This window comes from Methylobacterium aerolatum, assembly GCF_022179085.1.
Taxonomy (GTDB): Bacteria; Pseudomonadota; Alphaproteobacteria; order Rhizobiales; family Beijerinckiaceae; genus Methylobacterium; species Methylobacterium aerolatum.
The window spans coordinates 294868-319188 of sequence record NZ_BPQE01000004.1; the positions used below are offsets into that span (position 1 = coordinate 294868).

At 70.5% G+C, this 24321-nt stretch carries 21 protein-coding genes; 10 read left to right on the top strand and 11 right to left on the bottom strand.

What is annotated here, in order from left to right:
* Positions 1 to 13: 13 nt before the first annotated feature.
* Positions 14 to 682 carry a dethiobiotin synthase gene (bioD, locus tag MFF06_RS03825; protein ID WP_238201669.1) on the bottom strand — a complete coding sequence of 223 codons (669 nt, stop codon included), beginning with the start codon at positions 680 to 682 and terminating at the stop codon, positions 14 to 16.
* The gene (gene secA, locus MFF06_RS03830; RefSeq protein ID WP_238201711.1) at positions 679 to 3564 is read right to left on the bottom strand and encodes a preprotein translocase subunit SecA; all 2886 of its coding nucleotides are present in this window, start codon (positions 3562 to 3564) and stop codon (positions 679 to 681) included. Before secA ends, bioD begins: the two co-directional genes overlap by 4 nt.
* 283 nt (positions 3565 to 3847) lie before the next feature.
* Between secA and MFF06_RS03835 the strand changes: the two genes are divergently transcribed.
* The gene (locus MFF06_RS03835; RefSeq protein WP_238201670.1) at positions 3848 to 4777 is read left to right on the top strand and encodes a peptidylprolyl isomerase; all 930 of its coding nucleotides are present in this window, start codon (positions 3848 to 3850) and stop codon (positions 4775 to 4777) included.
* Positions 4778 to 5196: 419 nt separating this feature from the next.
* Here the strand turns inward: MFF06_RS03835 and MFF06_RS03840 are convergent, their stop codons facing one another.
* From MFF06_RS03840 to MFF06_RS03865, 6 genes are all read right to left on the bottom strand, one after another.
* On the bottom strand, positions 5197 to 5358 hold the full coding sequence (locus tag MFF06_RS03840) for a hypothetical protein (protein WP_238201671.1): 162 nt from the start codon (positions 5356 to 5358) through the stop codon (positions 5197 to 5199).
* A 161-nt stretch (positions 5359 to 5519) separates the two neighbouring features.
* Positions 5520 to 5756 carry a hypothetical protein gene (locus tag MFF06_RS03845; protein WP_238201672.1) on the bottom strand — a complete coding sequence of 79 codons (237 nt, stop codon included), beginning with the start codon at positions 5754 to 5756 and terminating at the stop codon, positions 5520 to 5522.
* A 139-nt stretch (positions 5757 to 5895) separates the two neighbouring features.
* Positions 5896 to 6675: an ABC transporter permease gene (locus tag MFF06_RS03850; RefSeq protein ID WP_238201673.1), complete on the bottom strand. Its 780-nt coding sequence runs from the start codon at positions 6673 to 6675 to the stop codon at positions 5896 to 5898.
* Complete coding sequence (locus MFF06_RS03855) at positions 6672 to 7583, bottom strand: ABC transporter permease (protein ID WP_238201674.1); 912 nt, start codon at positions 7581 to 7583, stop codon at positions 6672 to 6674. The genes MFF06_RS03850 and MFF06_RS03855 overlap by 4 nt, the downstream gene beginning before the upstream one ends.
* A 10-nt stretch (positions 7584 to 7593) precedes the next feature.
* Entirely contained in the window at positions 7594 to 8664 is a 1071-nt protein-coding gene (locus tag MFF06_RS03860) for an ABC transporter ATP-binding protein (protein WP_238201675.1), read from the bottom strand.
* Positions 8665 to 8668: 4 nt separating this feature from the next.
* Positions 8669 to 9355 (bottom strand): Crp/Fnr family transcriptional regulator, encoded by a 687-nt coding sequence (locus MFF06_RS03865; RefSeq protein ID WP_238201676.1) that lies wholly within the window; start codon positions 9353 to 9355, stop codon positions 8669 to 8671.
* 242 nt (positions 9356 to 9597) lie between these two features.
* Between MFF06_RS03865 and MFF06_RS03870 the strand changes: the two genes are divergently transcribed.
* The 4 genes from MFF06_RS03870 to MFF06_RS03885 all read left to right on the top strand — a co-directional run bounded on the left by MFF06_RS03870 (position 9598) and on the right by MFF06_RS03885 (position 14972).
* Positions 9598 to 10479 (top strand): UDP-3-O-acyl-N-acetylglucosamine deacetylase, encoded by an 882-nt coding sequence (locus MFF06_RS03870; RefSeq protein ID WP_238201677.1) that lies wholly within the window; start codon positions 9598 to 9600, stop codon positions 10477 to 10479.
* Positions 10480 to 10672: 193 nt separating this feature from the next.
* Entirely contained in the window at positions 10673 to 12544 is a 1872-nt protein-coding gene (locus MFF06_RS03875) for an ABC-F family ATP-binding cassette domain-containing protein (RefSeq protein WP_238201678.1), read from the top strand.
* A gap of 146 nt (positions 12545 to 12690) precedes the next feature.
* The gene (locus MFF06_RS03880; protein ID WP_238201679.1) at positions 12691 to 13704 is read left to right on the top strand and encodes a WcbI family polysaccharide biosynthesis putative acetyltransferase; all 1014 of its coding nucleotides are present in this window, start codon (positions 12691 to 12693) and stop codon (positions 13702 to 13704) included.
* A 263-nt stretch (positions 13705 to 13967) separates the two neighbouring features.
* Positions 13968 to 14972, top strand: a complete 1005-nt coding sequence (locus MFF06_RS03885; protein WP_370876572.1) for an alpha/beta fold hydrolase — start codon at positions 13968 to 13970, stop codon at positions 14970 to 14972.
* Between the two features lie 106 nt (positions 14973 to 15078).
* Here the strand turns inward: MFF06_RS03885 and MFF06_RS03890 are convergent, their stop codons facing one another.
* From MFF06_RS03890 to MFF06_RS03900, 3 genes are all read right to left on the bottom strand, one after another.
* Positions 15079 to 15813: an SDR family oxidoreductase gene (locus tag MFF06_RS03890; protein WP_238201680.1), complete on the bottom strand. Its 735-nt coding sequence runs from the start codon at positions 15811 to 15813 to the stop codon at positions 15079 to 15081.
* A gap of 49 nt (positions 15814 to 15862) precedes the next feature.
* A complete protein-coding gene (locus MFF06_RS03895; RefSeq protein WP_238201681.1) occupies positions 15863 to 16630 on the bottom strand; it encodes an SDR family oxidoreductase in 768 nt (255 codons plus the stop codon).
* Positions 16631 to 16719: 89 nt separating this feature from the next.
* Positions 16720 to 17427 (bottom strand): GntR family transcriptional regulator, encoded by a 708-nt coding sequence (locus MFF06_RS03900; RefSeq protein WP_238201682.1) that lies wholly within the window; start codon positions 17425 to 17427, stop codon positions 16720 to 16722.
* A gap of 118 nt (positions 17428 to 17545) precedes the next feature.
* Between MFF06_RS03900 and MFF06_RS03905 the strand changes: the two genes are divergently transcribed.
* The 5 genes from MFF06_RS03905 to kce all read left to right on the top strand — a co-directional run bounded on the left by MFF06_RS03905 (position 17546) and on the right by kce (position 24268).
* Positions 17546 to 18802: an ABC transporter substrate-binding protein gene (locus MFF06_RS03905; RefSeq protein WP_238201683.1), complete on the top strand. Its 1257-nt coding sequence runs from the start codon at positions 17546 to 17548 to the stop codon at positions 18800 to 18802.
* 10 nt (positions 18803 to 18812) lie between these two features.
* Positions 18813 to 19688 carry a branched-chain amino acid ABC transporter permease gene (locus MFF06_RS03910; RefSeq protein ID WP_238201684.1) on the top strand — a complete coding sequence of 292 codons (876 nt, stop codon included), beginning with the start codon at positions 18813 to 18815 and terminating at the stop codon, positions 19686 to 19688.
* Positions 19689 to 19696: 8 nt separating this feature from the next.
* The gene (locus MFF06_RS03915) at positions 19697 to 22255 is read left to right on the top strand and encodes a branched-chain amino acid ABC transporter ATP-binding protein/permease (protein ID WP_238201685.1); all 2559 of its coding nucleotides are present in this window, start codon (positions 19697 to 19699) and stop codon (positions 22253 to 22255) included.
* Positions 22256 to 22412: 157 nt separating this feature from the next.
* Positions 22413 to 23336 carry a 3-hydroxyacyl-CoA dehydrogenase gene (locus MFF06_RS03920; protein WP_238201686.1) on the top strand — a complete coding sequence of 308 codons (924 nt, stop codon included), beginning with the start codon at positions 22413 to 22415 and terminating at the stop codon, positions 23334 to 23336.
* Between the two features lie 2 nt (positions 23337 to 23338).
* The gene (kce, locus tag MFF06_RS03925; protein WP_238201687.1) at positions 23339 to 24268 is read left to right on the top strand and encodes a 3,5-dioxohexanoate:acetyl-CoA acetone transferase; all 930 of its coding nucleotides are present in this window, start codon (positions 23339 to 23341) and stop codon (positions 24266 to 24268) included.
* Positions 24269 to 24321 lie beyond the last annotated feature (53 nt).

Below are 24321 nucleotides of genomic sequence, written 5' to 3' on the forward strand. Positions count from 1 at the left end.
GGTACCGGCGGTGTCAGACGACCGCCGCCAGGGCGCCGGGCCCCTGTTCACCGCGCCCGACGCAAAGGACCGGAACGGGCGTGTGCCGGGCGACGGCCGCGGCGACCACCTGAGGCGGGGTCGGTGCCCCTTCGGTCTCGCTGATCACCACGGCGCGCAGGTCGAGGCCACGCAGCCTCAGCACCTCCGCCGCCGTCAGGGCATGGCTGATGGCGCCGAGATAGCTGCCGGAGACGAGGGTCACGGGGATCCGCAGCGCCTCGATCCAGTCGAGGTTGGTCGCCTCGTCGGTGATGGGGCTCATCAGCCCGCCGACGCCTTCGATCACCACCGGGCACGCGGCGGAGGCGATCCGCTCCCGGCACCAGCCGACGATCTCGTCGAGGGTCAGGCGTCGGCCCTCCAGCGCGGCGGCCTGATCCGGGGCCAGGGGCGCCGCGAACCGCCAGGGCGAGCAGGCCGCCACGGTGGCCGCCGTGACAGGCAGTCCCTGGGCAGCCAGGAGGCGCGCGGTGTCGCTGTCGGCGAAGGCCGGATCCTCCACCGGGGCCACCCCGCTCGCCAGCGGCTTGAGGGCGAGGACCGGCCCGGCCGAGCGGAGGCGCCGGGTCAGCGCCGCCGTCACGTAGGTCTTGCCGATCTCGGTCCCCGCCCCGGCGACGAAGACGGCCCGGGGGCTCACGCCGTCAGGCTGCCGTGGCAGTGCTTGTACTTCTTGCCCGAGCCGCAGGGGCACGGCTCGTTGCGGCCGACCCGGCCCCAGGTGGACTCGTCGGTCGGGTCGCGCTCCAGCACCGCGGCATCGGCCGAGAGGGCCGAGGCGGCGAAGCCGTAGGCGGCACCGCCGCCGCCCGCGCTCCCCGTGCCGGCATAGTCCATCTCATTCTCGCCGGTGACCGGATCGAGGTGCTGGGCGAACATCGGCGGCAGGGCGGGACTCTCCATCGGGGGCGCCTGGTCCGGGTCCTGGAACATCACCTCGATGCGCGAGAGCTGGCTCGTCACCTGCTCGCGCAGGGCCGAGACGAGGCCGTTGAAGAGCTCGAAGGCCTCCGACTTGTACTCGTTGAGCGGGTCGCGCTGGGCGATGCCGCGCCAGCCGATCACCTGCCGCAGGTGGTCGAGGGTGACGAGGTGCTCGCGCCACAGGTGGTCGAGGCTCTGCAGCAGCACCTGTTTCTCGATGTAGTTGGAGACCTCCACGCCGTTCTTCTCGACGCGGGCCTGGTAGGCGGTCTCGGCCTCCCGCATCAGGCGCTCTCGGATCTCCTCGTCGGCGATGCCCTCTTCCTTCACCCATTCCTCGGCCGGGATGTCGAGGTTCAGGGTCTGCTGGGCGGCCTCGCGCAGGCCGACCGCGTCCCACTGCTCCGCGTAGGAATCAGCCGGGATGTAGCGGGCGACGAGATCGTCGATCACGCCCTCGCGCATCTCGTCCACGGTCTCGCGGACGCTGTCCTGGCCCATGAACTCGCGGCGCTGCTCGAACACGACCTTGCGCTGGTCGTTCATGACGTTGTCGTACTTGAGCACGTTCTTGCGCATGTCGAAGTTGCGCGCCTCGACCTTCTGCTGCGCCTTCTCGATCGCCCGGTTGATCCACGGGTGGATGATCGCCTCGCCCTGCTCCAGGCCGAGCTTCTGCAGCATCCCGTCCATGCGGTCGGACCCGAAGATCCGCATGAGGTCGTCCTTGAGGGACAGGTAGAACTTCGAGCGGCCGGGATCGCCCTGGCGGCCGGAGCGGCCGCGCAGCTGATTGTCGATTCGCCGGGACTCGTGGCGCTCGGTGCCGATGATGTAGAGGCCGCCCGGCAGGTCCTTCTTGCGGCCCGCCTCGGGGTCCGCCTTTTCGCCCGAGGCCAGCACCTTGGCGCGGTTCTCCGCGATCTCGGCCTTGATCGCCTCGATCGCCGCCTCGCGCTCCGGCCCCTCGGCCATGCCGGACAGCTCCTTCTCGACCCGCATCTCGACGTTGCCGCCGAGTTTGATGTCGGTGCCGCGCCCGGCCATGTTGGTGGCGATGGTGATCGCGCCCGGCACGCCGGCCTCGGCGACGATGTAGGCCTCCTGTTCGTGGAAGCGGGCGTTCAGCACGGCGAACCGCTTCGTAACCCGGTTCTCGCGCGCGGCCTTGTAGACGTCGGTCAGGGCGTTCGGGTCGGAGTAGTCGAGCGGCGTGTAGCCGGCCTTCACCAGCATGTCCGCGAGGTATTCCGACTTCTCGATCGAGCCGGTGCCGACCAGGATCGGCTGGTGGCGCGCGTGCGCCTTGTCGATCTCCTTGATGATCGCCTGGTACTTCTCCTCGACGGTCCGGTAGACCTCGTCGTCCTCGTCGATGCGCTCGATCTCCTTGTTGGTCGGGATATCGACCACGTCGAGCTTGTAGATCTCCGCGAACTCGTCCGCCTCGGTGGAGGCCGTGCCGGTCATGCCCGCGAGGGTCTTGTAGAGGCGGAAGTAGTTCTGGAACGTGATCTGCGCGAGGGTCTGGTTCTCGGGCTGGATCGTCACCCGCTCCTTGGCCTCCAGCGCCTGGTGCAGGCCCTCCGAGTAGCGGCGGCCCTGCATCATGCGGCCGGTGAACTCGTCGATGATCACCACCTCGTCGTTGCGGACGATGTAATCCTTGTCGCGGGTGAACAGGGTGTTGGCGCGCAACGCCTGGTTCACGTGGTGGACGATGGTGACGTTCTGCGCGTCGTAGAGGTCACCCTCCTTGAGGATGCCCGCCTCGCGCAGGGCCTCCTCGATGAACTCGTTGCCCTCTTCCGTGAGGGAGACGGTGCGCTGCTTCTCGTCGAGATCGTAGTAGGACGGCTGGAGAAGGGGCATCACCGCATCCACCGCCACGTAGAGCTCCGAGCGGTCGTCCACCGGGCCAGAGATGATGAGCGGCGTGCGGGCCTCGTCGATGAGGATCGAGTCGACCTCGTCGACGATCGCGAAATTGTGCCCGCGCTGCGTAAGCTGCGACAACTCGTACTTCATGTTGTCGCGCAGGTAGTCGAACCCGAACTCGTTATTGGTGCCGTAGGTGATGTCGCAGGCATAGGCCTCGCGGCGCTGCTCGTCGTCGAGCCCGTGGACGATGGTGCCGACGGTGAGCCCGAGGAAGCGGTAGACCCGGCCCATCCACTCCGCGTCGCGGCTGGCGAGGTAGTCGTTCACGGTGACGACGTGGACGCCCTTCCCCTCCAGGGCATTGAGGTACACCGGCAGGGTGGCCACGAGGGTCTTGCCCTCGCCGGTCTTCATCTCGGAGATGCCGCCCTCGTGCAGCACCATGCCGCCGATCATCTGCACGTCGAAGTGACGCTGACCCAGGACGCGCTTGGCCGCCTCCCGAACGGTGGCGAAGGCGGGGACGAGGATGTCGTCGAGGCTCTTGCCGGCGGCGAGTTCCGCCTTGAGCATGTCCGTGCGGGCGCGCAGCTCGGCATCGGTGAGGGACTGGATCTCGGGCTCCAGGGCGTTGATCTGCGCGACCCGGGGGCGAAACCCCTTGACCCGGCGATCGTTGGACGAGCCGAAAATTTTCTTGGCGAGCGAGCCGAGCATCATGAACCTGCGGACGGGCGTGCCTGCCGACGGACGTGTCGTCGCGGGCCGGCCAGGGCGGAATTGCGCTGGCTTATAGAGGTAATCCTCGCCCCATGCACCTGAAAGAGCCGGGCTTGAGAATGCCTGTCCCAATGCCTGTCGCGCGGCGCCGTCGCGGCCGGTGAAACGGGCGGCGCTTGCCTTCTGCCGGCGGGAGCGCCACCTGTGCCGCCGCCGCCCGCGCGAAGCCGGCGACCCACCGGCCGGGCCGGTCGCGGGATCGGCGAACGAGGAACTAGGTATGCGGATGAAAGCCCTTCACCGGCCCGTGAGCGCCCTCGCGCTGACGCTCGCCCTCGCTGGCGGCGCGATGGCGCAGTCTTCTCCGCCCGCTCCCGCCGCCGCCGAGAAGGCCCCGTCCGGCGCCGCGACGGCCGGTCCGGACACCGTGGTCGCCACCGTCAACGGCAAGCCGATCACCCAGGGCGACATCGCCATCGCCTCGGACGACCCGGCCCTGTCGCTGCCCGGCGTGGACGACGCCCAGAAGAAGAATCTGCTGGTCGACTACATGGTCGATCTCAAGGTCGGCGCCCAGGCCGCCGAGGCGGCCAAGATCGGTGAGACCGCCGACTTCAAGCGCAAGCTCGCCTACTTCCGCGACAAGCTCCTGCTGGACGACTACCTCGAGCAGGAAGCCAAGAAGGCGGTGACCTCCGAGGCCGAGCACGCCGTCTACGACCAGTCCGTCAAGCTGACCAAGCCCGAGGAGGAGATCCACGCCCGCCACATCCTCGTGGACAACGAGGGCGACGCCAAGAAGGCCGCGGCCCGCATCAAGGGCGGCGAGGACTTCTCGAAGGTCGCGTCCGAGACCTCGAAGGATCCCGGCTCCAAGGCCGAGGGGGGCGATCTCGGCTGGTTCACGAAGGAGCGCATGGTGCCCGATTTTGCCAACGCGGCCTTCGCCCTCAAGCCGGGCCAAGTGTCCGATCCGGTGAAGACCCAGTTCGGCTGGCACGTCATCAAGGTGGAGGAGAAACGGATGAAGCCGCAGCCCACCTTCGACGAACTGAAGGAGCAGATCGACCAGCACCTCATCCGCAAGGCGCAGCAGGACCTCGTGCTGAAGCTGCGGGCCGAGGCGAAGATCGACCGCAAGGACGGCGGCCCCGTCGAGACCCCCGCCACGCCGACGCCGGCCGCGCCGCCCCCGCCTTCGGTAAAGTGAGTTGGCAGCTCCGTCGCGTTCTCTGCTGCAACGCGACGGCAGCAGGCGGTTGTTGACGTCGTCCGGCCTCTTCCGGAAGGTCGGCGGCTGAACTGCGATCGTGGTCGCTTCGCCTTATGCTCGCAATGGCGCCCGAGAGGGGGGCACCTGACTCAAGACGGTCGGGCTCCCACAAATCCCCGGCGTCCCGGGTGTCCGGCCGGCAAGGCTCCGACATCCCTGAGTTCCGTTCGTCATTGCGATCGCAGCGAAGCAATCCAGGGCTGCGGGACGATTCCGCCGGTGGCGTATCCCTGGATGGCTTCGCTGCGCTCGCAATGACGGAGAGGGCGACGACCTCTCCGACCGGACATTCAGGATGAGGTCCCGAGGCGCGGGGCGACGCTTGCGCTCTCAGAGACCGCGTGCCGGGCAACGCCTCAGTAAGGCCGGTCGGGCTTCAGGATGTAGGCGGACCGGGCGGTGGCCGGCTCCGGCGTCACGCCGAGGGCGGACAGTTCCGCGTTGCGGCGCCCTTCCGCGATCCGGTCCAGGAGCACCACGAGGATCCATGGACAGGCGATGCCGATGAAGTACGCCACGGTGACGACCCTCCCGCTGTGAAGCCGGACTCAATAATCCGTACAAGCGATGATAGGTCGCGGCGCTTCGACAACAAGCGCCCACCGCCACGTCATCCCTCGATGACGGGGCGGATCGCACCGGTCGGCGCAGGGGGAGCCGCAGGGCGCTACGCGCGAATTCAGTAGGCCAGGGCGTTGGCCGAGCGGGTCCGGGCCGTTCGCTCGGTGCCCATCAGGGCATCGAGGCGGCTCATCCGGGCCGAGAAGCGGTCGACGGCCGCGTTGCGGGCCGCCGCTGGGGCGGGGACGTCCCTGACGGACGCGTGATGGCGGTGGTGCAGCGGCCGCGCCTCGGCCGTGACCGGCAAAAACGCCAGAATGGCGCCGAGGGTGAGGAGGCCGGATCGGCTCTTCATGGTGGTGGACCTTGAAGGATTGCCGCCCGGAAGCGGCACGGTTTCGCAGCCATAGCCACGGCGTGAACGTCAGACTGTGCGAAACCGCACGGAGGGAGTGGCCTTGCGGCGGCCGGACCCGATCGGGTCGCCGACCGCGCTAACCCCCCGCCCCGCCCCGTCGTGCGGTCAGCCACGAGGCGGCGAGCACCGCGAGGGTGATGAGCCCGACGAGGAGCGTCGAGGCCGCGTTGATTTCCGGGTTAACCCCCAGCCGCACTTGGCTGTAGAGGCGCATCGGCAGGGTCGTCGCGCCGGGGCCGGAGACGAAGCTCGCGATCACCAGGTCGTCCAGGGACAGGGTGAAGGCGAGGAGGCCGCCCGCGAGGATGGCGGGGGCGAGGAGCGGTAGGGTGATGGTGGCGAGCACGCGCCAGGGTCCCGCGCCGAGGTCGGCCGCCGCCTCCTCCAGCGTCCGGTCCATCCCGCGCAGCCGCGCCGAGACCACCACCGCGACGAACCCCGTGCAGAAGGTGGCGTGGGCGATGACGATGGTGGCGATGCCCCGGTCGAGGCCGATGCCGATGAAGGTCAGGAGAAGCGACAGGCCGATCATCACCTCCGGCATCACCATCGGCCCGTAGACGAGGCCGGTGAACAGCGCCCGACCCCGGAACCGGCCGTGCCGCTCGAAGGCGAGCGCCGCCAGGGTGCCGAGGATCGTCGCGATGAGGCTCGCGAGGATCGCAACCTCCAGGGACACGAGGGCGCTGGCGATGAGCGGTGCATCGGAGAACAGGGCCGCGTACCACCGGAGCGAGAACCCGCCCCAGACGGTCACGAGGTTCGAGGCGTTGAAGGAGTAGGCCACCAGCACGGCGATCGGCGCGTAGAGGAAGGCGAGGCCGAGGGTCAGCGCCGTCCGCGTCACGGCGGTCATGGAGTGTCCTCCCCGCCGCGCAGGCTCTCCCGGAACAGCACCACCGGGCCGACGACGATGGCGAGCAGCAGCACGGCCACGGCCGCCGCCAGCGGCCAGTCGCGGTTGGAGAAGAACTCGCTCCACAGCACCCGGCCGAGCATCAGCGTCTCGGAGCCGCCGAGGAGGTCGGGGATCACGAACTCGCCCACCATCGGCACGAAGCACAGGGCCGCGCCCGCCGCGATGCCGGGCAGGCTCAGCGGGAGGGTGACGGTCCAGAAGATCCGCGCCGGGCTCGCCCCGAGGTCGGCGGCGGCCTCCCGCAGGCTCGGGTCGAGCCGGTCCATCACCGCGTAGAGGGGCAGGACCATGAAGGGCAGGTAGGCGTAGGTCAGGCCGATCATCACCGCCGCATCGGTGTTCAGGATCACGAGGGGGTGGGCGATCACCCCGAGCTTCAGCAGAACGAGGTTGGCGAGCCCCTCCTGCTTCAGGATGGCGATCCAGGCGTAGATGCGGATCAGGAAGCTCGTCCAGAACGGGACCACCACGAGGGCGACGAGCACCGGCTGCCAGCGCCGGGGCGCCCTCGCCAGGGCATAGGCGATCGGCGTGCCGAGGAGGACGAGGAGCGCCGTGGCGGCGCCCGCATAGGCCAGGGAGCCCAGGGTCGCCGCTTGGTAAAGGTCGTCCCGCGCCAGGGTGAGATAGTTGGTGAAGTTGAGCGCCTCGAGGAAGCTCGACCATCCGTCGAGGCCGCCCTGCCAATCGAGGACGGGCAGGTAGGGCGGGATCGCGGTGGCCGGCTCGGAGAGGCTGATCTTCAGCGTGATCGCGAAGGGCAGCAGGAAGAACGCGCAGAGCCACAGGAGAGGGGGCAACCGCACGAGGCGGGCGGCGATCCGGTCGGGACGGGGGGCGGCCATCGGCGCGGCCTCAAGCCGGGAGGATCACGGCGTCGGCCGGCGCGAAGGACAGCCGCGTCGCGGCTCCCGGCTCCGGTCCGTCGCCGGGCGGGGCGCTCGCCCGCAGGGCCGATCCGTCGGGAAGGCGCAGGCCCCGCCGCACCCGGTCCCCCAGGAAGGTCGCGTCGAGGACGGTCGCTGGCAGGCCCTCCGCGCCGAGGCGGACGCTCTCGGGCCGCACGGCGACCACCACCTCCGCGCCCTCCGCCGGGGAGGAGCCGCCGTCCGTCGCCCGCACGGTACCGTGGACGGTGACGACCGCGCGGGTTCCGTCCGGGGAGGCGGGGCCGAGGCGGCCGGGGATGAGGTTCACGTCGCCGAGGAGGCCGGCCACGTAGCGGCTCGCCGGGCGCCGGTAGAGCTCCGCCGGGGGGCCGACCTGCACGAGGCGGCCCCGTTCCATCACGCCGATCCGGTCCGCGAGCATCATCGCCTCCTCGGGGTCGTGGGTCACGACGACGAAGCCGGTGCGCAACCGCCGCTGGACGGCGCGGAGTTCGCCCTGCGTCTCCTCGCGCAGGCCGCGGTCCAGGGCGCCCAGCGGTTCGTCGAGCAGGAGGAGGCCGGGCTCCCGCGCCAGCGCGCGGGCCAGGGCCACCCGCTGCCGTTGGCCGCCCGACAGGGTTTCGGGGCGGCGGTCGCCGAGACCGTCCAGCCGCACCAGGCGCAGCAGGCCGTCCACCCGCGCCGCCGCCTCGGCCCGCGGCCTCCCCTTGAGGCCGTAGCCGATGTTGGCCGCCACGCTCATGTGCGGAAACAGGGCGTAGGACTGGAACATCATGTTCACCGGCCGGCGGTGCGGCGGCAGGCCGGTGATGTCCTGGCCGCCGAGGCGGATCGTCCCCGCGCTCGGGGGCTCGAACCCGGCGATCATGCGCAGCAGGGTGCTCTTGCCGCAGCCTGAGGGGCCGAGGAGGCAGAAGAACTCTCCCTCCGAGAGCGCGAGGTCGATCCCGTCCACGGCGAGATGGGTGCCGAAGCGCTTCGTGAGGCCCCGCAGGGTGAGGCCCGCCGTGTCGAGGTGCGGCGCCGGATCGCCCAAGGCGTCAGGAATCCTCGCGCAGGGCCTCGGCGACGCGCGCCTCCAGCAGATCCGGCCGCCGCAGGACGAGGGCGCCGCGCGTGCGGTCGACCAGCCCCTCGGCCGCCATGGCCGTGAACTCTCGCGTCACCTGCTCCCGGCGGCAGCCGATACGCGCGGCGAGCACGTGGTGGTAGGGCGGCGGGGTGACGACCCGCTCGCCCTCCGTGCCCGCCCGCGGCACGGACAGGCGCAGCAACTCCGCGTAGAGCCTGTGGCGCAGGTCGAGGAGCGCGTGCTCCATCAGGCGGGTGTTCAACTCGCGCACGCGCTTGGCGAGCAGCCGCATCAGTCGGTCCGCGATGGCCTCCGAGGCGAAGACGATCTGCCGGAACACGGCCGCCGGCACGACGCAGACCTCGCCGCGGGTGAGCGCGCTCACGTTGGCCGAGCGGCCGATGCCGTCGATGGCGGCCAGCTCCCCGAAGAAGGCGCCGCCGCGCATCTCGCCGAGGATCACCTCCTTGCCGGACTGGGTCCGGTTGAGGATGCGCACCTCCCCCGTGGCGATGAAGTAGACGTCCGTGGAGATGTCGTCGAAGTCGACGAGGGTCTCGTTCTCGTCGAAGCGGCGCCAGTGGCAGCGGGTCTCGAAGGGCGCGAGTTCGATGCCGGCATCCTTGAAGAAGGGTATGGTCCCCAGCCGTGCCATCAACGCCGCCCCACCGCTGCTTCAACCGCCACCACCCTGAACGCTCGCCGGTCGGCGCCTTCGGGCATGATCCCGTGTGACGGTCACCTCGTGCAAAGGGCTGGGCTCGGTCCGATCGTGGCCGCCTGACCGCGCACGGTCAAGCACCCGTGATGAAAGGGCTCTTTCTTTGAGGTGAATCGCGGCCTAAGGGGCGAAAGCCCGGGGGGGCCGCCAAGACGGTGGGGTACTTCGAGACGACCATGAGGAAGCCCGACGAAGCCATGGCGCGCCCTCAGGCGACGCTCGCTGCGGCTTTCGCGCTCTCCGGCCGGGGACTCCACACGGGCCTGACCGCCACCGTACGGGTGATGCCGGCGCCGGTCGGACACGGAATCGTGTTCAGGCGCCGTCTCAAGAATTCCCGCATCGAAGAGGTCCCGGCTCTCTGGCGGTATCAGCATCCCCAACCGGCCTGCACCGCCCTCGGGCATGGGAGCGTGCTGGTGCGGACGGTGGAGCATCTGATGGCGGCCCTCTACGCCGCCTGGATCGACAACGCACTGATCGAGATCGACGCGGAGGAACTGCCGATCTTCGACGGGAGTGCGACGCCCTGGTGCGAGGGGATCGCGGCGGCCGGTCGCGTGGAGCAGGAGGCCCCGGTCCGGACCCTGCGTGTGCTGCGCCGGGTGGAGGTGGCGGACAGCCACCGCCGCCTCGCCATCGACCCCGGGCGCGGCTTCGCGGTGTCCGCCCATATCGCGCTGAGGCACTGCGGGTCCTTCGCATGGTCCGGCCCGGTCGGACCCGAGACCTTTGCCCGCGAGATCGCCCCCTCCCGCAGCTTCGGCCGCTTCCTCCGGGTCATGGCCGGGCGCACCTACGGCTACATGACGCGCAAGCCCCTCCTCCAGGGGTGCGGGCCCAAATCGGCCGCGCTACTGATCGGCAACCGGGTGATCGGCGGATTGAGGATGCCCGACGAACTCGTCCGGCACCGGGTCCTCGACATCACCGGGGATCTCGCCCTGGTCGGCCATCCCGTGGCGGCACGGGTCGAGGCGCACCACACCTGCCATGCCCTCAACCATCTGCTCGTCGCGGCGCTGATGCGCGACGCCGGCGCGTGGGAACTGGCCTGAGGCCGGCCGATTCTCACCGCCCCGGCGGCGACGCGGGCGAGGTCCCGGCGCCCTTCGCGACTATCCTCGTTTCACGGGCGGCGGGGCGTGCGTTGCCGTCACTCCCAGGGCCGCGGGACGGGAAGCCCCGGCGCCGGCCGCAGGGGCCTCGCCCTCTCTTGCCTCGCCGCGCGGGCCCGTCCAGAAGGCGGCCATGCTGCGCGTCAACGACCTGACCTATCGCATCGGCGACCGCCTGATTCTCGACGGGGCGAACTTCACGATCCCCGAGGGCGCCCGCGTCGGTCTCGTGGGGCGCAACGGCGCGGGCAAGACCACGCTGTTCAAGGCGATTCTCGGCGACCTGCCGGTGGATGCGAAGGCGGTCTCCCTGCCCAAGGGGATGCGGATCGGCGCGATGGCGCAGGAGGCCCCGGCCGGGCCGGAGACCCTCCACGCGGTCGTGCTCGCCGCCGACACCGAGCGCGCCCGGCTGATGGCGGAGGCGGAGAACGCCGACGGCCTGCGCCGGGCCGAGATCGAGACGCGCCTCGTGGATATCGGCGCCCATTCGGCTCCGGCCCGGGCGGCGGCGATCCTCCACGGCCTCGGCTTCGACGCGGCGGCGCAGGCGCGGCCCTGCTCGGATTTCTCGGGTGGATGGCGGATGCGCGTGGCGCTCGCCGCCGTGCTGTTCTCCGAGCCGGACCTGCTCCTCCTCGACGAGCCGACCAACTACCTCGACATCGAGGGGACGCTCTGGCTCTACGACTACCTCGAACGCTACCCGCGCACCGCGATCGTGATCAGCCACGACCGCGACCTGCTGGACACCTCCGTCGATCACATCCTGCACCTCGACCGGGGCAAGCTCACGATCTACCGGGGCGGCTACACCAGCTTCGCCCGGCAGCTCGCCGAGAAGCGGTCGCTCCAGGCCAAGGCCAAGGTGAAGCAGGACGCGGAGCGGGCGCATCTCCAGAGCTTCATCGACCGCTTCAAGGCCAAGGCGACCAAGGCCCGGCAGGCGCAATCGCGCATGAAGCGGCTCGCCAAGATGGAGCCCATCGCCGCCCTGATCGAGGACGACGTGCCGGTGATCCACCTGCCGAGCCCGGAGAAGCCCCTCTCCCCGCCCATCGTCGCGATGGACCGGGTGAAGGCCGGCTACGGCGAGCGGGTGGTCCTGTCCGGCCTCAACCTCAGCCTCGCCCCGGACGACCGGGTGGCCCTCCTCGGCGCCAACGGCAACGGCAAGTCGACCTTCTGCAAGCTGATCGGCGGGCGGATGGCGCCGCTGGCTGGCGAGATGAAGCGCTCGTCCAAGATGGATGTCGCATACTTCGCCCAGCACCAGCTCGACGAACTGCGCCCGGCGGAGAGCGCCTACGCCCATGTCCGCACGATCATGCCGGACGTGCCGGAGGCGAAGGTCCGGGCGGCTACCGCGCGCCTCGGCTTCGGCGCGGCCAAGGCCGACACCCCGGTGGAGAAGCTCTCCGGCGGCGAGAAGGCCCGGCTGCTGATGGGGCTCGCAGCCTTCCACGGCCCGCATTTGCTGATCCTCGACGAGCCGACGAACCACCTCGACATCGAGAGCCGCCAAGCGCTCGTGGAGGCGATCAACGATTACGAGGGCGCGGTCATCCTCGTGAGCCACGACCGCTTCCTGATCGAGGCCTGCGCCGACCGGCTGTGGCTCGTCTCGGAGGGCTCGGTGAAAACCTTCGACGGAGACATGGACGACTACCGCCGCCTCGTCCTCGCCGGGCCCGACAAGGACGACGACCGCGCCGCCGAGCCGGCGGGCGGCCAGAAGGCCGAGGCGCGCCGGGCCGGGGTGGAGCGCCGGGCGGCGGTGGCGCCGCTGCGCAAGAAGCTCGACGCCCTGGAGGCCCGGATGACCAAGCTCACGGCGGCGATCCAGAAGATCGATGCGGCGCTGGAGGACGGCTCCGCCTTCCGTGAAAACCCCGCCAAGGCGGGCGAGATCGCCAAGATGCGCGCCGACGCGGCGGGCGCGTTGGCGGCCGCCGAGGAGGAGTGGCTGGAGCTCTCCGGCGAGATCGAGGCGGCGATGGCCTGAGGGCCACGGCGTCCCGGCCCGATCCGTTTGATCGCCGCAACCGGACATGTCATGCACGGACGATGTTCGGTCGGGACCTCCTCTTACGCGCGCAGTATCGCCTCAGGCAGGTGGGCCGGGAGCGGAAGGGGTCGCCCCGAATCCTGGTGATCGGGGTCTGCCAGGGCGGCGCCGTCGCCCGGGTGATGCGCTACCTCCTCCCCGAGGCGCGGATCGACTTCGTCTCGGCCTTCACGGCGGCCCGCCGCCACCGGCGCTTGGCGGACCTGATCGGCACGACCGACCGCTACGACAAGGTGTTCACGAACGTCTACCTGCCGCCCTTCCGGGACGATGGCACGATCACCGACCTCGCCGCCCGGCCGAACGTGCGGATCATCCCCACCCTGATGTTTCCGGCCTACCACCCGGATCTCGTGCATGTCGGCAAGCTCGATGCGGCGACTCTCGGGGGCCTCGTCTCCGGCCCGATGGGCCATTCGCACTCGGCCGTGACGCTCTACGCCTATCTCGCGGGTTTCTCCGAGGCGCAGGCGCTGCGGCTCTTCACCGAGGCGGTATTCGAGCGCCTGGGCTATTTCGAGTTCTGGACGGGATCCGTGGCGGCCCAGCGCCAGCTCGGCCGGGATGCCGGCTTCGACCTCGACGCTGCTCTGACCCGCTGGCCGCGCCGGGGCTGCTTCATGCACTCGATCAACCATCCTAAGTTGTATGTGGTGGCCGACATCGCCCGTGGTTTGCTGGCGCAATCGGGTATCGCCTTCGAGGAGTGCGACCTCGACGCCTTCATGCCCGACGACCTCGGGTCCATGGGGAGCTGGCCGGTCTATCCCGAGATCGCGCAGCATTACGGGGTTCAAGGCAGCGCCCTGTTCTTCAAGGCCGAGACCCCCCGCTCCGGTCCGGCGCGGACCATGACCCGCGCGGCCTTCGTGAAGGCCGCCTACGCCTATTACGCGAACCGTCCGAGGGAGGCGCTCGTCAACGCCCGCGTCGGCGGATGGCAGGCGGACGAGGCGACGGTGGACTTCTTCCGCTCCGCCGCCGGCCACGGCGCTTCCGCCGGTCCCTCCGCCCGTTCGACGGTGCCGGTGCCCGGCCGCTCGCCCGGCATGCCTCCCCGTGCGTCCATCCAAACGGAAGCGCCGGCGGAGGTTTAGACCAAATCGATGCCCCGGCGGTAGGCGAGCGCGCGGTCACGTGGGCGGCGTCACGCGCTCCAGGCGCGCGGGTCTGAGGCAGGAGCCGGCGGGTCGACTTGGAGGGGCGAAGCGTCCGATCGTCCGGCCGGAAAAGGACCGCCCCGGCCCGCGGACTCTCGCGGTCGGCCGCGATCTGGTTTACTCTGCGCCGGACTCCGGCACCTTCCGCAGGAACCGGCGTTGAGCGGGCCCGTCCCGGGTGCCGGAACGCGACCCGCGCGATGTCCCTTTTGCCACGACCGTCCGGCCGAACTCTGGTGACCCTCCTAGCTACAGTCGGGGCCTTCGCCGTGGCCCGCAACCTCATGCGCGGGGCGCCGCCCGCCCTGCCCCGCGCCCTGCCCGGTACGCTCGAGACCGTCCACGGCTCCCGGATCGGCGCCGTCGCCTTCTACGCATCGCCGGAGCGGCCTGGCCGCCCGCTCCTGCTGATCCACTCGATCAATGCCGCCGGCAGCGCCTACGAGACGCGGCCGCTCTACCTGCACTACCGCGAGAGCCGGCCGGTCTACGCCATCGACCTGCCGGGTTTCGGCTTCTCGGAGCGGAGCCGCCGGCGCTACACGCCGCGCCTGATGGTTGAGGCCATCCATGCCGTCGTCGCGGAGATCCGCGCCCGGCACGGCGGCGAGCCCATCGACGCCATCGCGATCTCCCTCTCCGCGGCCTACCTCGCCAAGGCGAATCTCGCGCGACCGGGGGATTACGCCTCGCTCGGCCTCGTCAGCCCGACGGGATTCGACGGGCGCCTGTCCGGCGAGGGGCCGCCGGACGAGCATCGCGGCCGCGATGTCGTCCGCAGCCTCCTCGACCGGCCGGTCCTCGGGCCGACCCTGTTCGGCGCCTTGGTCAGCCGGGCGAGCATGCGCTTCTTCCTGGAGAAGACCTTCGGGGCGACCAAGATCGACGAGGGGCTGCTCGATTACGGCTACCTCGCCGCCCACCAGCAGGGGGCGGAACACGCGCCCTACTGCTTCATCGCCGGGCACCTCTTCCCGACGGATTCGACGCTGGCCTACGAGCGGCTCCGCCTGCCCGTGTGGCTGGTGCACGGGCAGCGGGGCGACTTCACCGATTTCCGCCTCGCACCGCGCTTCGCCGACCGCCCGAACTGGTTGATCACCAGCCTGCCCACCGGCGCCCTGCCGCATTTCGAGCGGCTGCGGGCGGTGACCGACGCCTACGACCGGTTCCTCGCCGCCATCAAGCCTGCCCGGTCGGCGTGATCGCGCCGCGCAGCCACGGGGTGCCGTCCGCTCCGGGCGGAGAGGCTTCTCGAAAGCGCGTCCGTCAGCCCGTCGCGATGCCCGCGCCGACGGGTGAAGGGTCCTCTCAGATCGTCATGCCGCCGTCGATCCCGTAGCTCTGGCCGGTGACGAAGGCCGCCTCGTCGGAGGCCAGGAAGACCACCAGCGGCGCGATCTCCCCGGCCTGGGCGAGCCGGCCCATCGGCTGGCGGGCGATGAAGGCTCGGCGGGCGGCGGCGGGATCGTCGTAGGCGGCGATGCGCTCCGCGAGGGAGGGCGTGTCCACCGTGCCGGGACAGAGGCAGTTGCAGCGAATTCCCCTGGCCACGTAGTCGGCGGCGACCGACTTGGTGAGCCCGACGACGGCGGCCTTGGTGAGGCCGTAGACGAAGCGGTTCGGCAGGCCCCTGGCCGCGCCGCAGACGCTCGCCATGTTCACGATGCTGCCCGCCCCGGCCTCCAGCATCCCCGGCAGCACGGCGCGGATCGTCCAGACCATCGCCCGGACGTTGAGGGCGACGCCCATGTCGAACTCCTCGTCGCTCGCTTCCAGCACCGTGCCCGCGTGGACGATGCCCGCGCAGTTGAACAGGATGTCGAAGCGCGCCGTCCCGCCGGCCAAAGCCTCGACCTGCGCGCGGTCGAGCACGTCGAGGGGCGCCGTGGTGAGGTTGGCGACCCCGTCGAGCGTGGCCAGCGCCTCCGGCCGCAGGTCGGTCGCGAGCACCTGCGCGCCCTCGCGGGCCATGGCCAGCGCGCTCGCCCGGCCGATCCCCTGGCCGGCGGCGGTGACGAGGGCTCTCTTGCCGGCAAGGCGCATCGCGGGATCCTCCTGTTCGTTCGATGATTCTGACACCGAGCGGGACGGTTCAGGAGAGCATCCGCGTATCGCCGTCGATCGAGATGGCCTGGCCCGAGATCGTCCGGCCCCGGTGGGAGGCCAGCAGCAGGATCTGGTCCGCGAGTTGGCGGGCGGTGACGTATTCCTTCATCGAGACGAAGGAGAAGGCCCGCGATTCCATCTCGGCATAGCTCGTGCCCTGCTGCTGGGCCTTCGCCTCCAGCACCCGCCGCTGCCGGTCGCCCGCCACGAGGCCTGGGAGGATCGCGTTGACGCGGATGCCCGCCTCGCCCAACTCGATGGCCAGCGACTTGGTGAAGCCGATCACGCCCCATTTCGCGGCGGCGTAGGGGCTGCGCAGGGCGAAGCCGAACTTCCCCGCCGCCGAGGACAGGTTGACGATGGAGGCGTTGTCGCTCGCCCGGAGATGGGGCACGGCGAGCCGGGCGCAGTTGAACTGGCTCGTCAGGCAGATGGTGAGGCAGCGGTCCCACTCCTCGGGCGCGATCTCCTCGACGCGGCCCGTGGGCCCGGCGATGCCGGCGTTGTTCACCAGCACGTCGAGGCCGCCGAGGTCGGCCACCGCCGCCTCCATCATCGCGGCCACCTGGGCGCGGTCGCCCACATCCGTTCGGGTATGGCCCACGCCGGTCGGCAGGCCGTTCAGCGCCTCCTCGTCCACGTCACAGGTGAAGACGCGGGCGCCCTCCTCCAGGAAGGCATCGACGACGGCCCGCCCGATCCCGTTCGCGCCCGCCGTCACGAGGACGCGCATTCCGTTGAGGCCGAGGTCCATAAGGTCGTTCTCCCGTGTTGATCATGCGTGCCGTCGGTGCTTCGCAGTGCGCGCAACGACGGTGTGACGGCTCAGGATCGTCGCGTTCCTCACGACGGCTCGTCCCGCAGCCCGCCCCGCGAGAGGATGAACTGCGCGGCGTCGTCGATATCGGCGGCGATGGCGGCTGCCGCCGCCGGGCCGTTCCGGGCCTCGATGGCGGCCAGCACCTCGGCGTGGCGGCGCACCGCCGAGCCCCGTTCGAGGCGCGCGGGATGGGCCCGCAGGTCGAGGTTGATGATCGGCCCGGCTTTCAACCACAGGCGGGCGATGATCTCCCGCAGGGGATCGAGCCCGCAGGCGGCATAGACCGCGAAGTGGATGTCACGGTTGAGCGCGACGGCCCGCGCTCCGTCGGGCCGCTCCGATTCCGCAAGGAGGCGGAACGCGGCCTCGGCCCGGCGGATCGCCGCGAGCTGGCCCTGGCTGCGCTGCGCGGCCGCCCGGCTCGCGGCCATGCCCTCGATGGCCATGCGCGTCTCGGCGAGGGCGCGGAACCCGGCCGCGCTCATGATCGGCACCCGGACCGCCCGGTTCGGGGCGACCTCCAGGGCGCCGTCCGCCACGAGGCGGCTCACCGCCTCCCGCACCGGCATCACCGAGACGCCGAGCGCCGCCGCCGTCTGGCGCAAGGACAGCCGGTCGCCCGGCGCGAGCCGCCCGGAGGCCAGCAGGTCCGACAGGGCGTCGTAGGTCGTCTCCGACAGGGTGCGCCGCTCGATCTGCGGCAGCTCCGCCAAGGCCGTTCGTGAATTCATGTGCAGACCCTAGACGAAACCTGCACTATCGCGCTAGTGATGTGTGATCACAGTTAGGGCCGGCCGCAGAGCCGCATCAGAGCCCGGCTGGAGGAAACCGCAGGGGAAGCGCTACGCCATGAGCCAGTTCGGTGATTCGATCTCCCGCCGCGCGGTGCTGCGTGCCGGCGGTGCCACCCTCCTCGCCCCGGCGCTCGCCGCGCCGGCCTTCGCCCAGGGCCAGGCGGAGGCGATCCGCATCGGCCACCTGACGCCGCGCACCGGCTTCCTCGGACCTCTCGGCGAGTTCGCCCAGCAGGCGGCGCAACTGGCCGTGGAGGAGATCAACGCGGCGGGCGGCATCAACGGCCGCAAGGTCGAGCTTCTCAGCGAGGACAGCGTGAACCCGCAGACCGCCTCGGCCAAGGCGGAGCGGATGATCCAGCGCGACAAGGTCGCCTGCCTCGTGGGTGAGATCAACTCGGCCTCGGCGCTGGCCATCTCGCAGGTGGCCACCCGCGAGAAGATCCTGTTCATCAACACCGGCGCCAATTCGGATGCCCTGCGCGGCGCCGACTGCAAGCGCTACATGTTCCACGTCGAGGCGCAGAACACGATGATGGTCCGCGCCGCCGGCCGGGCGCTCCTCGACAAGGGCCTGATCAAGGGCAAGAAGGTCTACGCGCTCACCGCCGACTACGCCTTCGGCCACGACCTCCTGAAGCAGGCCAAGAAGTTCCTGGCGGTCAACGACGCGACAATCGCCGGCGAGGACCTGATCCCCACCGAGCTCACCGACTTCTCGCCCTTCCTCCTCAAGATCCGGCAGGCGCGGCCGGACGTGGTGATCTGCAACCTCGCGGGCGCGCAGATCACCAACTTCCTCAAGCAGTACAGCGAGTTCGGCCTGCCCTACCCGGTCGCCGGATTCGGCTTCGATACGGCGCTGGCCTGGGGCGCAGGCCAGGGCAACTTCCTCGGCACGTGGCCGGTGATCTGGCACCATAGGGTCGAGGCGCCCTCGGCGCAGACATTCGTGGCCGCCTTCAAGGCCAAGTACAAGCGCCCGCCCGAGAATCAGGCCTGGGGCGACTACACGGCGATGAAGATCGTGGCGCAGTCGATGAACACCCTGAAGTCGACGGACTCCACCAAGATCGTCGAGCATCTGGAGAGCGGCGCGAAGTTCGACATCCACAAGGCGCGGGAAGGCTATTTCCGCCCCTGGGACCATGAGCTGATGCAGGAGATGTACGCGATCACCGCCCTGCCGGCGGACCAGATCAAGAACCAGTACGACATCTTCACCTCGACGGGCCCCCTGCCCGGCCCCGGGGAGAGCCTGGAGATCCTGGCGACCACCAAGGACGAGAACGCCTGCACTTTCCCGGCGTGAGGGCGCGGCGATGACGCTCGTCTTCATCCTGGAGCAGGTGCTCAACGGCCTACTGATCGGCGTGCAGTACCTGCTGATCGCGCTCGGCCTGTCGCTGATCTTCAGCCTCGGCGGCATCGTGAACCTGGCGCACGGGGCGTTCTACGCCATCGGCGCCTACCTCACGGTGGCGCTGGCGCCGGAAATCGGCTTCGGCGGGGCGCTCATCGCCTCGCCGCTGGCGGTGGGGCTCATCGGCCTCGTGATCGAGCGGTTCCTGCTGCGGCGGTTCTACCGGGGCGAACCGGCCCTCGGGCTCCTCCTCACCTTCGGCCTCGCCATGGTGGCCGAGCAGGCGTTGCGGATGATCTTCGGCGCGGCGCCGCTGCCCTTCGGCATCCCCTCCTGGCTGCGGGGCCAGGTCTTCATCGGCGACCTGATCTACTCCCGCTACCGGCTGGCGATCCTCGCCGTGGCGCTCGTCTGCGTGCTCGGCCTGTGGCTCCTCCTGAAGAAGACGAGCTTCGGCCGCGTGGTGCGCGCGGGCGTGCAGAACCCGGACATGGTGGCGGCCCTCGGCATCTCGCTGAAGCCGTACATGACGGCGGTCGTCGTTATCGCTACGGGGCTCGCGGGCCTCGCCGGCACGATGATGGCCCCGGTGACGGGCGTGCAGCCCGCGATGGGGGCCGAGATCCTCACCTTCGCCTTCGTGGTGGTGGTGATCGGCGGGCTCGGCTCGTTCTGGGGCGTGGTGCTCGCGGCGCTGATCGTCGGCGTGGTGCGCGGGCTCACCGCCTACGCCTACCCGCCCGCCACGGAGGCGGCGGTCTACGGCTTGATGGTGCTCGTGCTGCTGCTGCGGCCGAGGGGCCTGTTCGGCGAACACATCGCCCGGTTCGAGTGAGAGGCGCCATGTCCGGTTCCGCCGGGGCCCTGCCCCTCGCCCCGCCCCAGCGCGGCGGTCTCGTCCGCGAGAGCCGCCAGCTTTGGGCCGCGCTCGCCGCCCTGGTGGCCCTGCCCTTCGCGCTGGACGCGATCGGCCTCACCCTGATCACCGCCACCGACGTGGTGATCTTCGCCCTCGCCGTGCTCGGCCTCAACATCCTCGTCGGCTGGACCGGGCTCGTCAGCTTCGGCCACGGGGCGTGGTTCGGCATCGGCGCCTATGCGGTGGCGATCCTCCAGACCAAGGTCCTGCCGGGCGACATGGCCCTGCCTCTCGTCGGCGCCCTTCTCATCACCGCCGGCTGCGCGCTCGCCGCCGGGGCACTGATCCTGCGGCGGCGGGGCGTGTACTTCTCGCTCCTGACCCTGGCGCTGACGGCGATGCTCTACGCCATCGCCTTCCGCTGGACCGACCTGACCGGCGGCGAGAACGGCATCGGCGGCGTGCAGCGCTGGGCCGTGCTCGACACGCCCGGCGCCCTCTACGCCGCGACGGCGAGCATCGCCGCGCTGGTGCTGTTCGGCCTCTGGCGCTTCCGGCGCTCGCCCATGGGCACGGTGCTGGTGGCGATCCGCGAGAACACCCAGCGGGCCGGGTTCCTGGGCTACGACACCACGCGCTACAAGCTCGCGGCCTTCGTCCTGTCGGCGAGCATCACCGGGCTCGCCGGGGCGCTCTCGGCCTACAACCACCGCTTCGCTTCCGCCGACCCGATCTCCATCGCCTTCTCCGGCGAACTCCTCGCCATGACCGTGATCGGCGGGATGCGCTCCTTCCTCGGCCCCGCCATCGGGGCGCTGTTCTTCATCCTGTTCCGGGAGTTCCTATCGATCTACACGGGCGACTGGCTGCTGTATTTCGGGCTCCTGTTCGTCGCCTTCATCGTCCTGTCGCCGGACGGGCTCGTCGGCATCGGCACGCGGCTGCTGAAGCCGTTCCGCAAGGTGGGACACGAGGGCGCGGCCATGTCCGCCCGCCGGGCGGGGGCGAGCGGCCGGGTGCCCGCGCGGTTCATCGCGGAAGGCAAGGGCACCGGCCCCGTCCTCGTCGCGGAGGGAATCGCCAAGAGCTTCGGCGCGGTGGCGGCGGTGCGTGGCGTCTCCTTCGCCGTCGCGGACCGGACGCTCCATGCCCTGATCGGCCCCAACGGCGCGGGCAAGACCTCCGCCTTCAACCTGCTCTCGGGCCTCTACCGGCCGGATTCCGGCCGCGTCACCCTCGACGGGCGGGAGGTCGGCGGGTTGGAGCCGCACGCCATCACGCAGGCCGGCATCGGCCGCTCCTTCCAGATCACCAACCTGTTCCCCGGCCTCTCCGTGCAGGAGAACGTGCGGCTCGCCGTGCAGGCGCGGCATCCTTCGCATTTCAGCCCGTGGCGGGACGCGCTCGGGATCCGCGAGATCGAGGACGACACCGCCGAGTTGCTGCGCTGGACCGGCCTTTCCGGAATCGAGCGGGCGGAGGCGGGGAGCCTGTCCTATGGCGGCCAGCGCCTCCTCGACATGGGGCTGGCGCTCGCCACGCGGCCCCGCGTCCTCCTCCTCGACGAGCCGCTGGCGGGCCTCGCGGCGGCGGAGCGCGAGCGCGTCGGCGACCTCATCAAGGCGCTCTCGGCCGACATTCCCGTGCTGCTGGTGGAGCACGACATCGACCGCGTCTTCCGTCTTGCCGACCGGGTGACGGTGATGGCCGACGGCGCCGTGCTCGTGGACGGCTCCGTGGCCGATGCCCGCGACGACGAGAAGGTGCAGGCGGTCTATCTCGGCTCCGGCACCGCGGCGATCGCCGCCAAGCCCCGCACCAGCGCCGCCGCGAGCGACACCCTCCTGGCCATGGAAGGGGTGAACACCTTCTACGGAAAGTCGCACATCCTGAACGATGTGAGCCTCAGCGTGCGCCGAGGCGAGGTGATCGCCCTGCTCGGCCGCAACGGCGCGGGCAAGTCGACGCTCCTCAAGACGCTCATCGGCATCGCGCCCCCCGCCTCCGGCCGGATCGCCCTCGGGGGGAAGGACATCGCCGGGCTCCATCCGGACCGGATCTCGCGCCTCGGCATCGGCTACGTGCCGCAGGGCCGCGCCCTGTTCGCGGGGATGACGGTGGCGGAGAACCTCGGCCTCGGCCGGTTGAAGCGGCTCACCGGCGCGGGCATCCACTGGGACGAGGACCGGGTTTTCGAATTCTTCCCGCGCCTCAAGGAACGCTGGACCGTCGACGCCGCCCGCCTCTCCGGCGGCGAGCAGCAGATGGTGGCGGTGGCCCGCGCGCTCTCCGGCGACACCCGCCTGCTCCTGCTGGACGAGCCCTTCGAGGGCCTCTCCCCCGCCGTGACGGAGGAGCTGTTCGAAGCCTTCGACCGCCTGCGCCGGGAACTCTCGATCGTCATCGTGGATCACCACCTCGATTTGGCGCTCGCCCTCTCGGACCGCACGGTGGCCCTGGAGCGCGGCGCGGTGCAGTGGACCGGCGAGTCCCGGGCGCTGCGCGAGGATCAGGAGCTGCGGCGGAAGGTGCTGTGGTTGTGAGGAGACGGGAACGCCGCGTCGCTCCTCCCCTCCCCCTTGTGGGGAGGGGCCGGGGGTGGGGGTGGTGCAGGCGGCACCGCTCCACTCAATCCGGCACCACCCCCACCCCTAACCCCTCCCCACAAGGGGGAGGGGGACACGGTAAACGGAGCACGCCATGACCGAAACCGCGGCAATCGTCGGCTCCGGGCTGATCGGCCGGGCCTGGGCGATGATCTTCGCCCGCGCCGGCTGGAACGTGCGCCTGTTCGACAAGGCCGAGGGCGTGGCTGCCTCCGCCGTGCCGCTCTGCGCGGACGGCCTGCAGAACCTCGCGGCGAACGGCCTCTGCCCCGATCCGTCGGGTGCCGCCGGGCGCATCCGCGCCGTCGCGAGCCTCGCCGAGGCGCTGGCGGATTGCACCTTCGTGCAGGAGAATGGGCCCGAGTTACTCGACGTGAAGCAGGCGCTCTTCGCCGAGCTCGACGCCCTCACCCCGCCGGGGGCGGTGATCGCCTCCTCCTCGTCGGCCATCCGTTGCTCGCTCTTCACCGAAGGCCTGCCCGGCCGGGGGCGCTGCCTCATCGGCCATCCCGTGAACCCGCCGCACCTGATCCCGCTCGTCGAGATCTCCGGCGCGCCCTGGACCGATCCGGCGGCGCTGACCCGCGCCCGGGAGGTCTACGAAGCCATCGGGCAGGTGCCGATCACGGTACTGAAGGAGATCGAGGGCTTCATCCTCAACCGCCTTCAAGGGGCGCTGCTGGCCGAAGCTTTCCGCCTCGCCTCCGAGGGCTACGTCACGCCCCAGGACCTCGACCGGACGGTGGCGGACGGGCTCGGCCTGCGCTGGAGTTTCATGGGCCCGTTCGAGACCATCGAACTCAATGCGCCCGGGGGCATCGCTGATTATTGCGGGCGCTACACCGGCTTCTACAAGCGCCTCGCCGCCGAACCCCCGGCGCCTTCGGTCTACGAGGCCCCCGCCGTGGACACGATCCTGCGACAATGGCAGGCCCCCGACGACCTCCCCGCGCGGATGCAGCGCCGCGACCGCCGCCTCGCGGCACTCCGCGCCCACAAGAACGAACAGAAGGATTGATCATGGCCAGCCAGCGGAAAGTCATCATCACCTGCGCGGTGACGGGCGCGATCCACACGCCGAGCATGTCCCCCCACCTGCCGGTCAGCCCGGAGGAGATCGCCGACGCGGCCATCGGCGCGGCGGAGGCCGGCGCGGCCATCGTCCACCTCCATGCCCGCGACCCGCAGGACGGGCGGCCGGACCAGAGCCCCGAGGCGTTCGCGAAGTTCCTGCCCGTCATCAAGCAGCGCACCAACTGCGTGGTGAACCTCACCACCGGCGGCGCGCCGACCATGAGCATCGAGGAGCGCGTGCGCCCCGCCGCGACCTTCAAGCCGGAGGTCGCTTCCCTCAACCTCGGCTCGATGAATTTCGGCCTGTTCGGGATGCTCGACCGCTTCAAGGACCTGAAGCACCAGTGGGAGAAGGACTACCTCGGCAACAAGGACATCATCTTCCGCAACACCTTCGGTCAGATCGAGCACATCCTCACCACCTGTGGCCCGAACGGAACGAAGTTCGAATTCGAGTGCTACGACACCGCGCATCTCTATAATCTCAAATACTTCTTCGACCGTGGCTTGGTGCAGGCACCCCTGTTCATCCAGACCGTCTTCGGCCTCCAGGGCGGCATCGGCGCGCATCCGGACGACGTGATGCACATGAAGCGCACCGCGGACCGGCTGTTCGGCGACAATTACCGCTGGTCGGTTCTCGGCGCGGGCCGCAACCAGATGAACATTGCCGCCATGGCCGCCGCGATGGGCGGCAACGTCCGCGTCGGGCTGGAGGACAGCCTCTGGGACGGTCCCGGCAAGCTCGCCGAGACCAACGCCGCCCAGGTCCGCCGGGTGCGCAGCATCATCGAAGGACTGGGCCTTCAGATCGCGACGCCGGACGAGGCGCGCGAAATTCTGGCGCTGAAGGGTGGGGACAAGGTGGGGTTCTGAGGGGCGGTTACGCTTCCTTCGTGGGATGCCCGGCGGCCTGCAGTGCAATCAAC

Bases quoted from the DNA above. Each gene is read 5' to 3' on its own strand.
- MFF06_RS03895 (WP_238201681.1), bottom strand. From the start codon at position 16,630: ATGGACCTCGGCCTCAACGGAATGCGCGTCCTCGTGACGGCGGGCGCG.
- MFF06_RS03865 (WP_238201676.1), bottom strand. From the start codon at position 9,355: ATGGCACGGCTGGGGACCATACCCTTCTTCAAGGATGCCGGCATCGAA.
- MFF06_RS03900 (WP_238201682.1), bottom strand. From the start codon at position 17,427: ATGAATTCACGAACGGCCTTGGCGGAGCTGCCGCAGATCGAGCGGCGC.
- MFF06_RS03905 (WP_238201683.1), top strand. From the start codon at position 17,546: ATGAGCCAGTTCGGTGATTCGATCTCCCGCCGCGCGGTGCTGCGTGCC.
- kce (WP_238201687.1), top strand. From the start codon at position 23,339: ATGGCCAGCCAGCGGAAAGTCATCATCACCTGCGCGGTGACGGGCGCG.
- MFF06_RS03920 (WP_238201686.1), top strand. From the start codon at position 22,413: ATGACCGAAACCGCGGCAATCGTCGGCTCCGGGCTGATCGGCCGGGCC.
- MFF06_RS03855 (WP_238201674.1), bottom strand. From the start codon at position 7,583: ATGGCCGCCCCCCGTCCCGACCGGATCGCCGCCCGCCTCGTGCGGTTG.
- MFF06_RS03915 (WP_238201685.1), top strand. From the start codon at position 19,697: ATGTCCGGTTCCGCCGGGGCCCTGCCCCTCGCCCCGCCCCAGCGCGGC.
- MFF06_RS03890 (WP_238201680.1), bottom strand. From the start codon at position 15,813: ATGCGCCTTGCCGGCAAGAGAGCCCTCGTCACCGCCGCCGGCCAGGGG.
- MFF06_RS03885 (WP_370876572.1), top strand. From the start codon at position 13,968: ATGTCCCTTTTGCCACGACCGTCCGGCCGAACTCTGGTGACCCTCCTA.
- MFF06_RS03910 (WP_238201684.1), top strand. From the start codon at position 18,813: ATGACGCTCGTCTTCATCCTGGAGCAGGTGCTCAACGGCCTACTGATC.
- secA (WP_238201711.1), bottom strand. From the start codon at position 3,564: ATGCTCGGCTCGCTCGCCAAGAAAATTTTCGGCTCGTCCAACGATCGC.
- MFF06_RS03850 (WP_238201673.1), bottom strand. From the start codon at position 6,675: ATGACCGCCGTGACGCGGACGGCGCTGACCCTCGGCCTCGCCTTCCTC.
- MFF06_RS03875 (WP_238201678.1), top strand. From the start codon at position 10,673: ATGCTGCGCGTCAACGACCTGACCTATCGCATCGGCGACCGCCTGATT.
- MFF06_RS03870 (WP_238201677.1), top strand. From the start codon at position 9,598: ATGAGGAAGCCCGACGAAGCCATGGCGCGCCCTCAGGCGACGCTCGCT.
- MFF06_RS03845 (WP_238201672.1), bottom strand. From the start codon at position 5,756: ATGAAGAGCCGATCCGGCCTCCTCACCCTCGGCGCCATTCTGGCGTTT.
- MFF06_RS03835 (WP_238201670.1), top strand. From the start codon at position 3,848: ATGCGGATGAAAGCCCTTCACCGGCCCGTGAGCGCCCTCGCGCTGACG.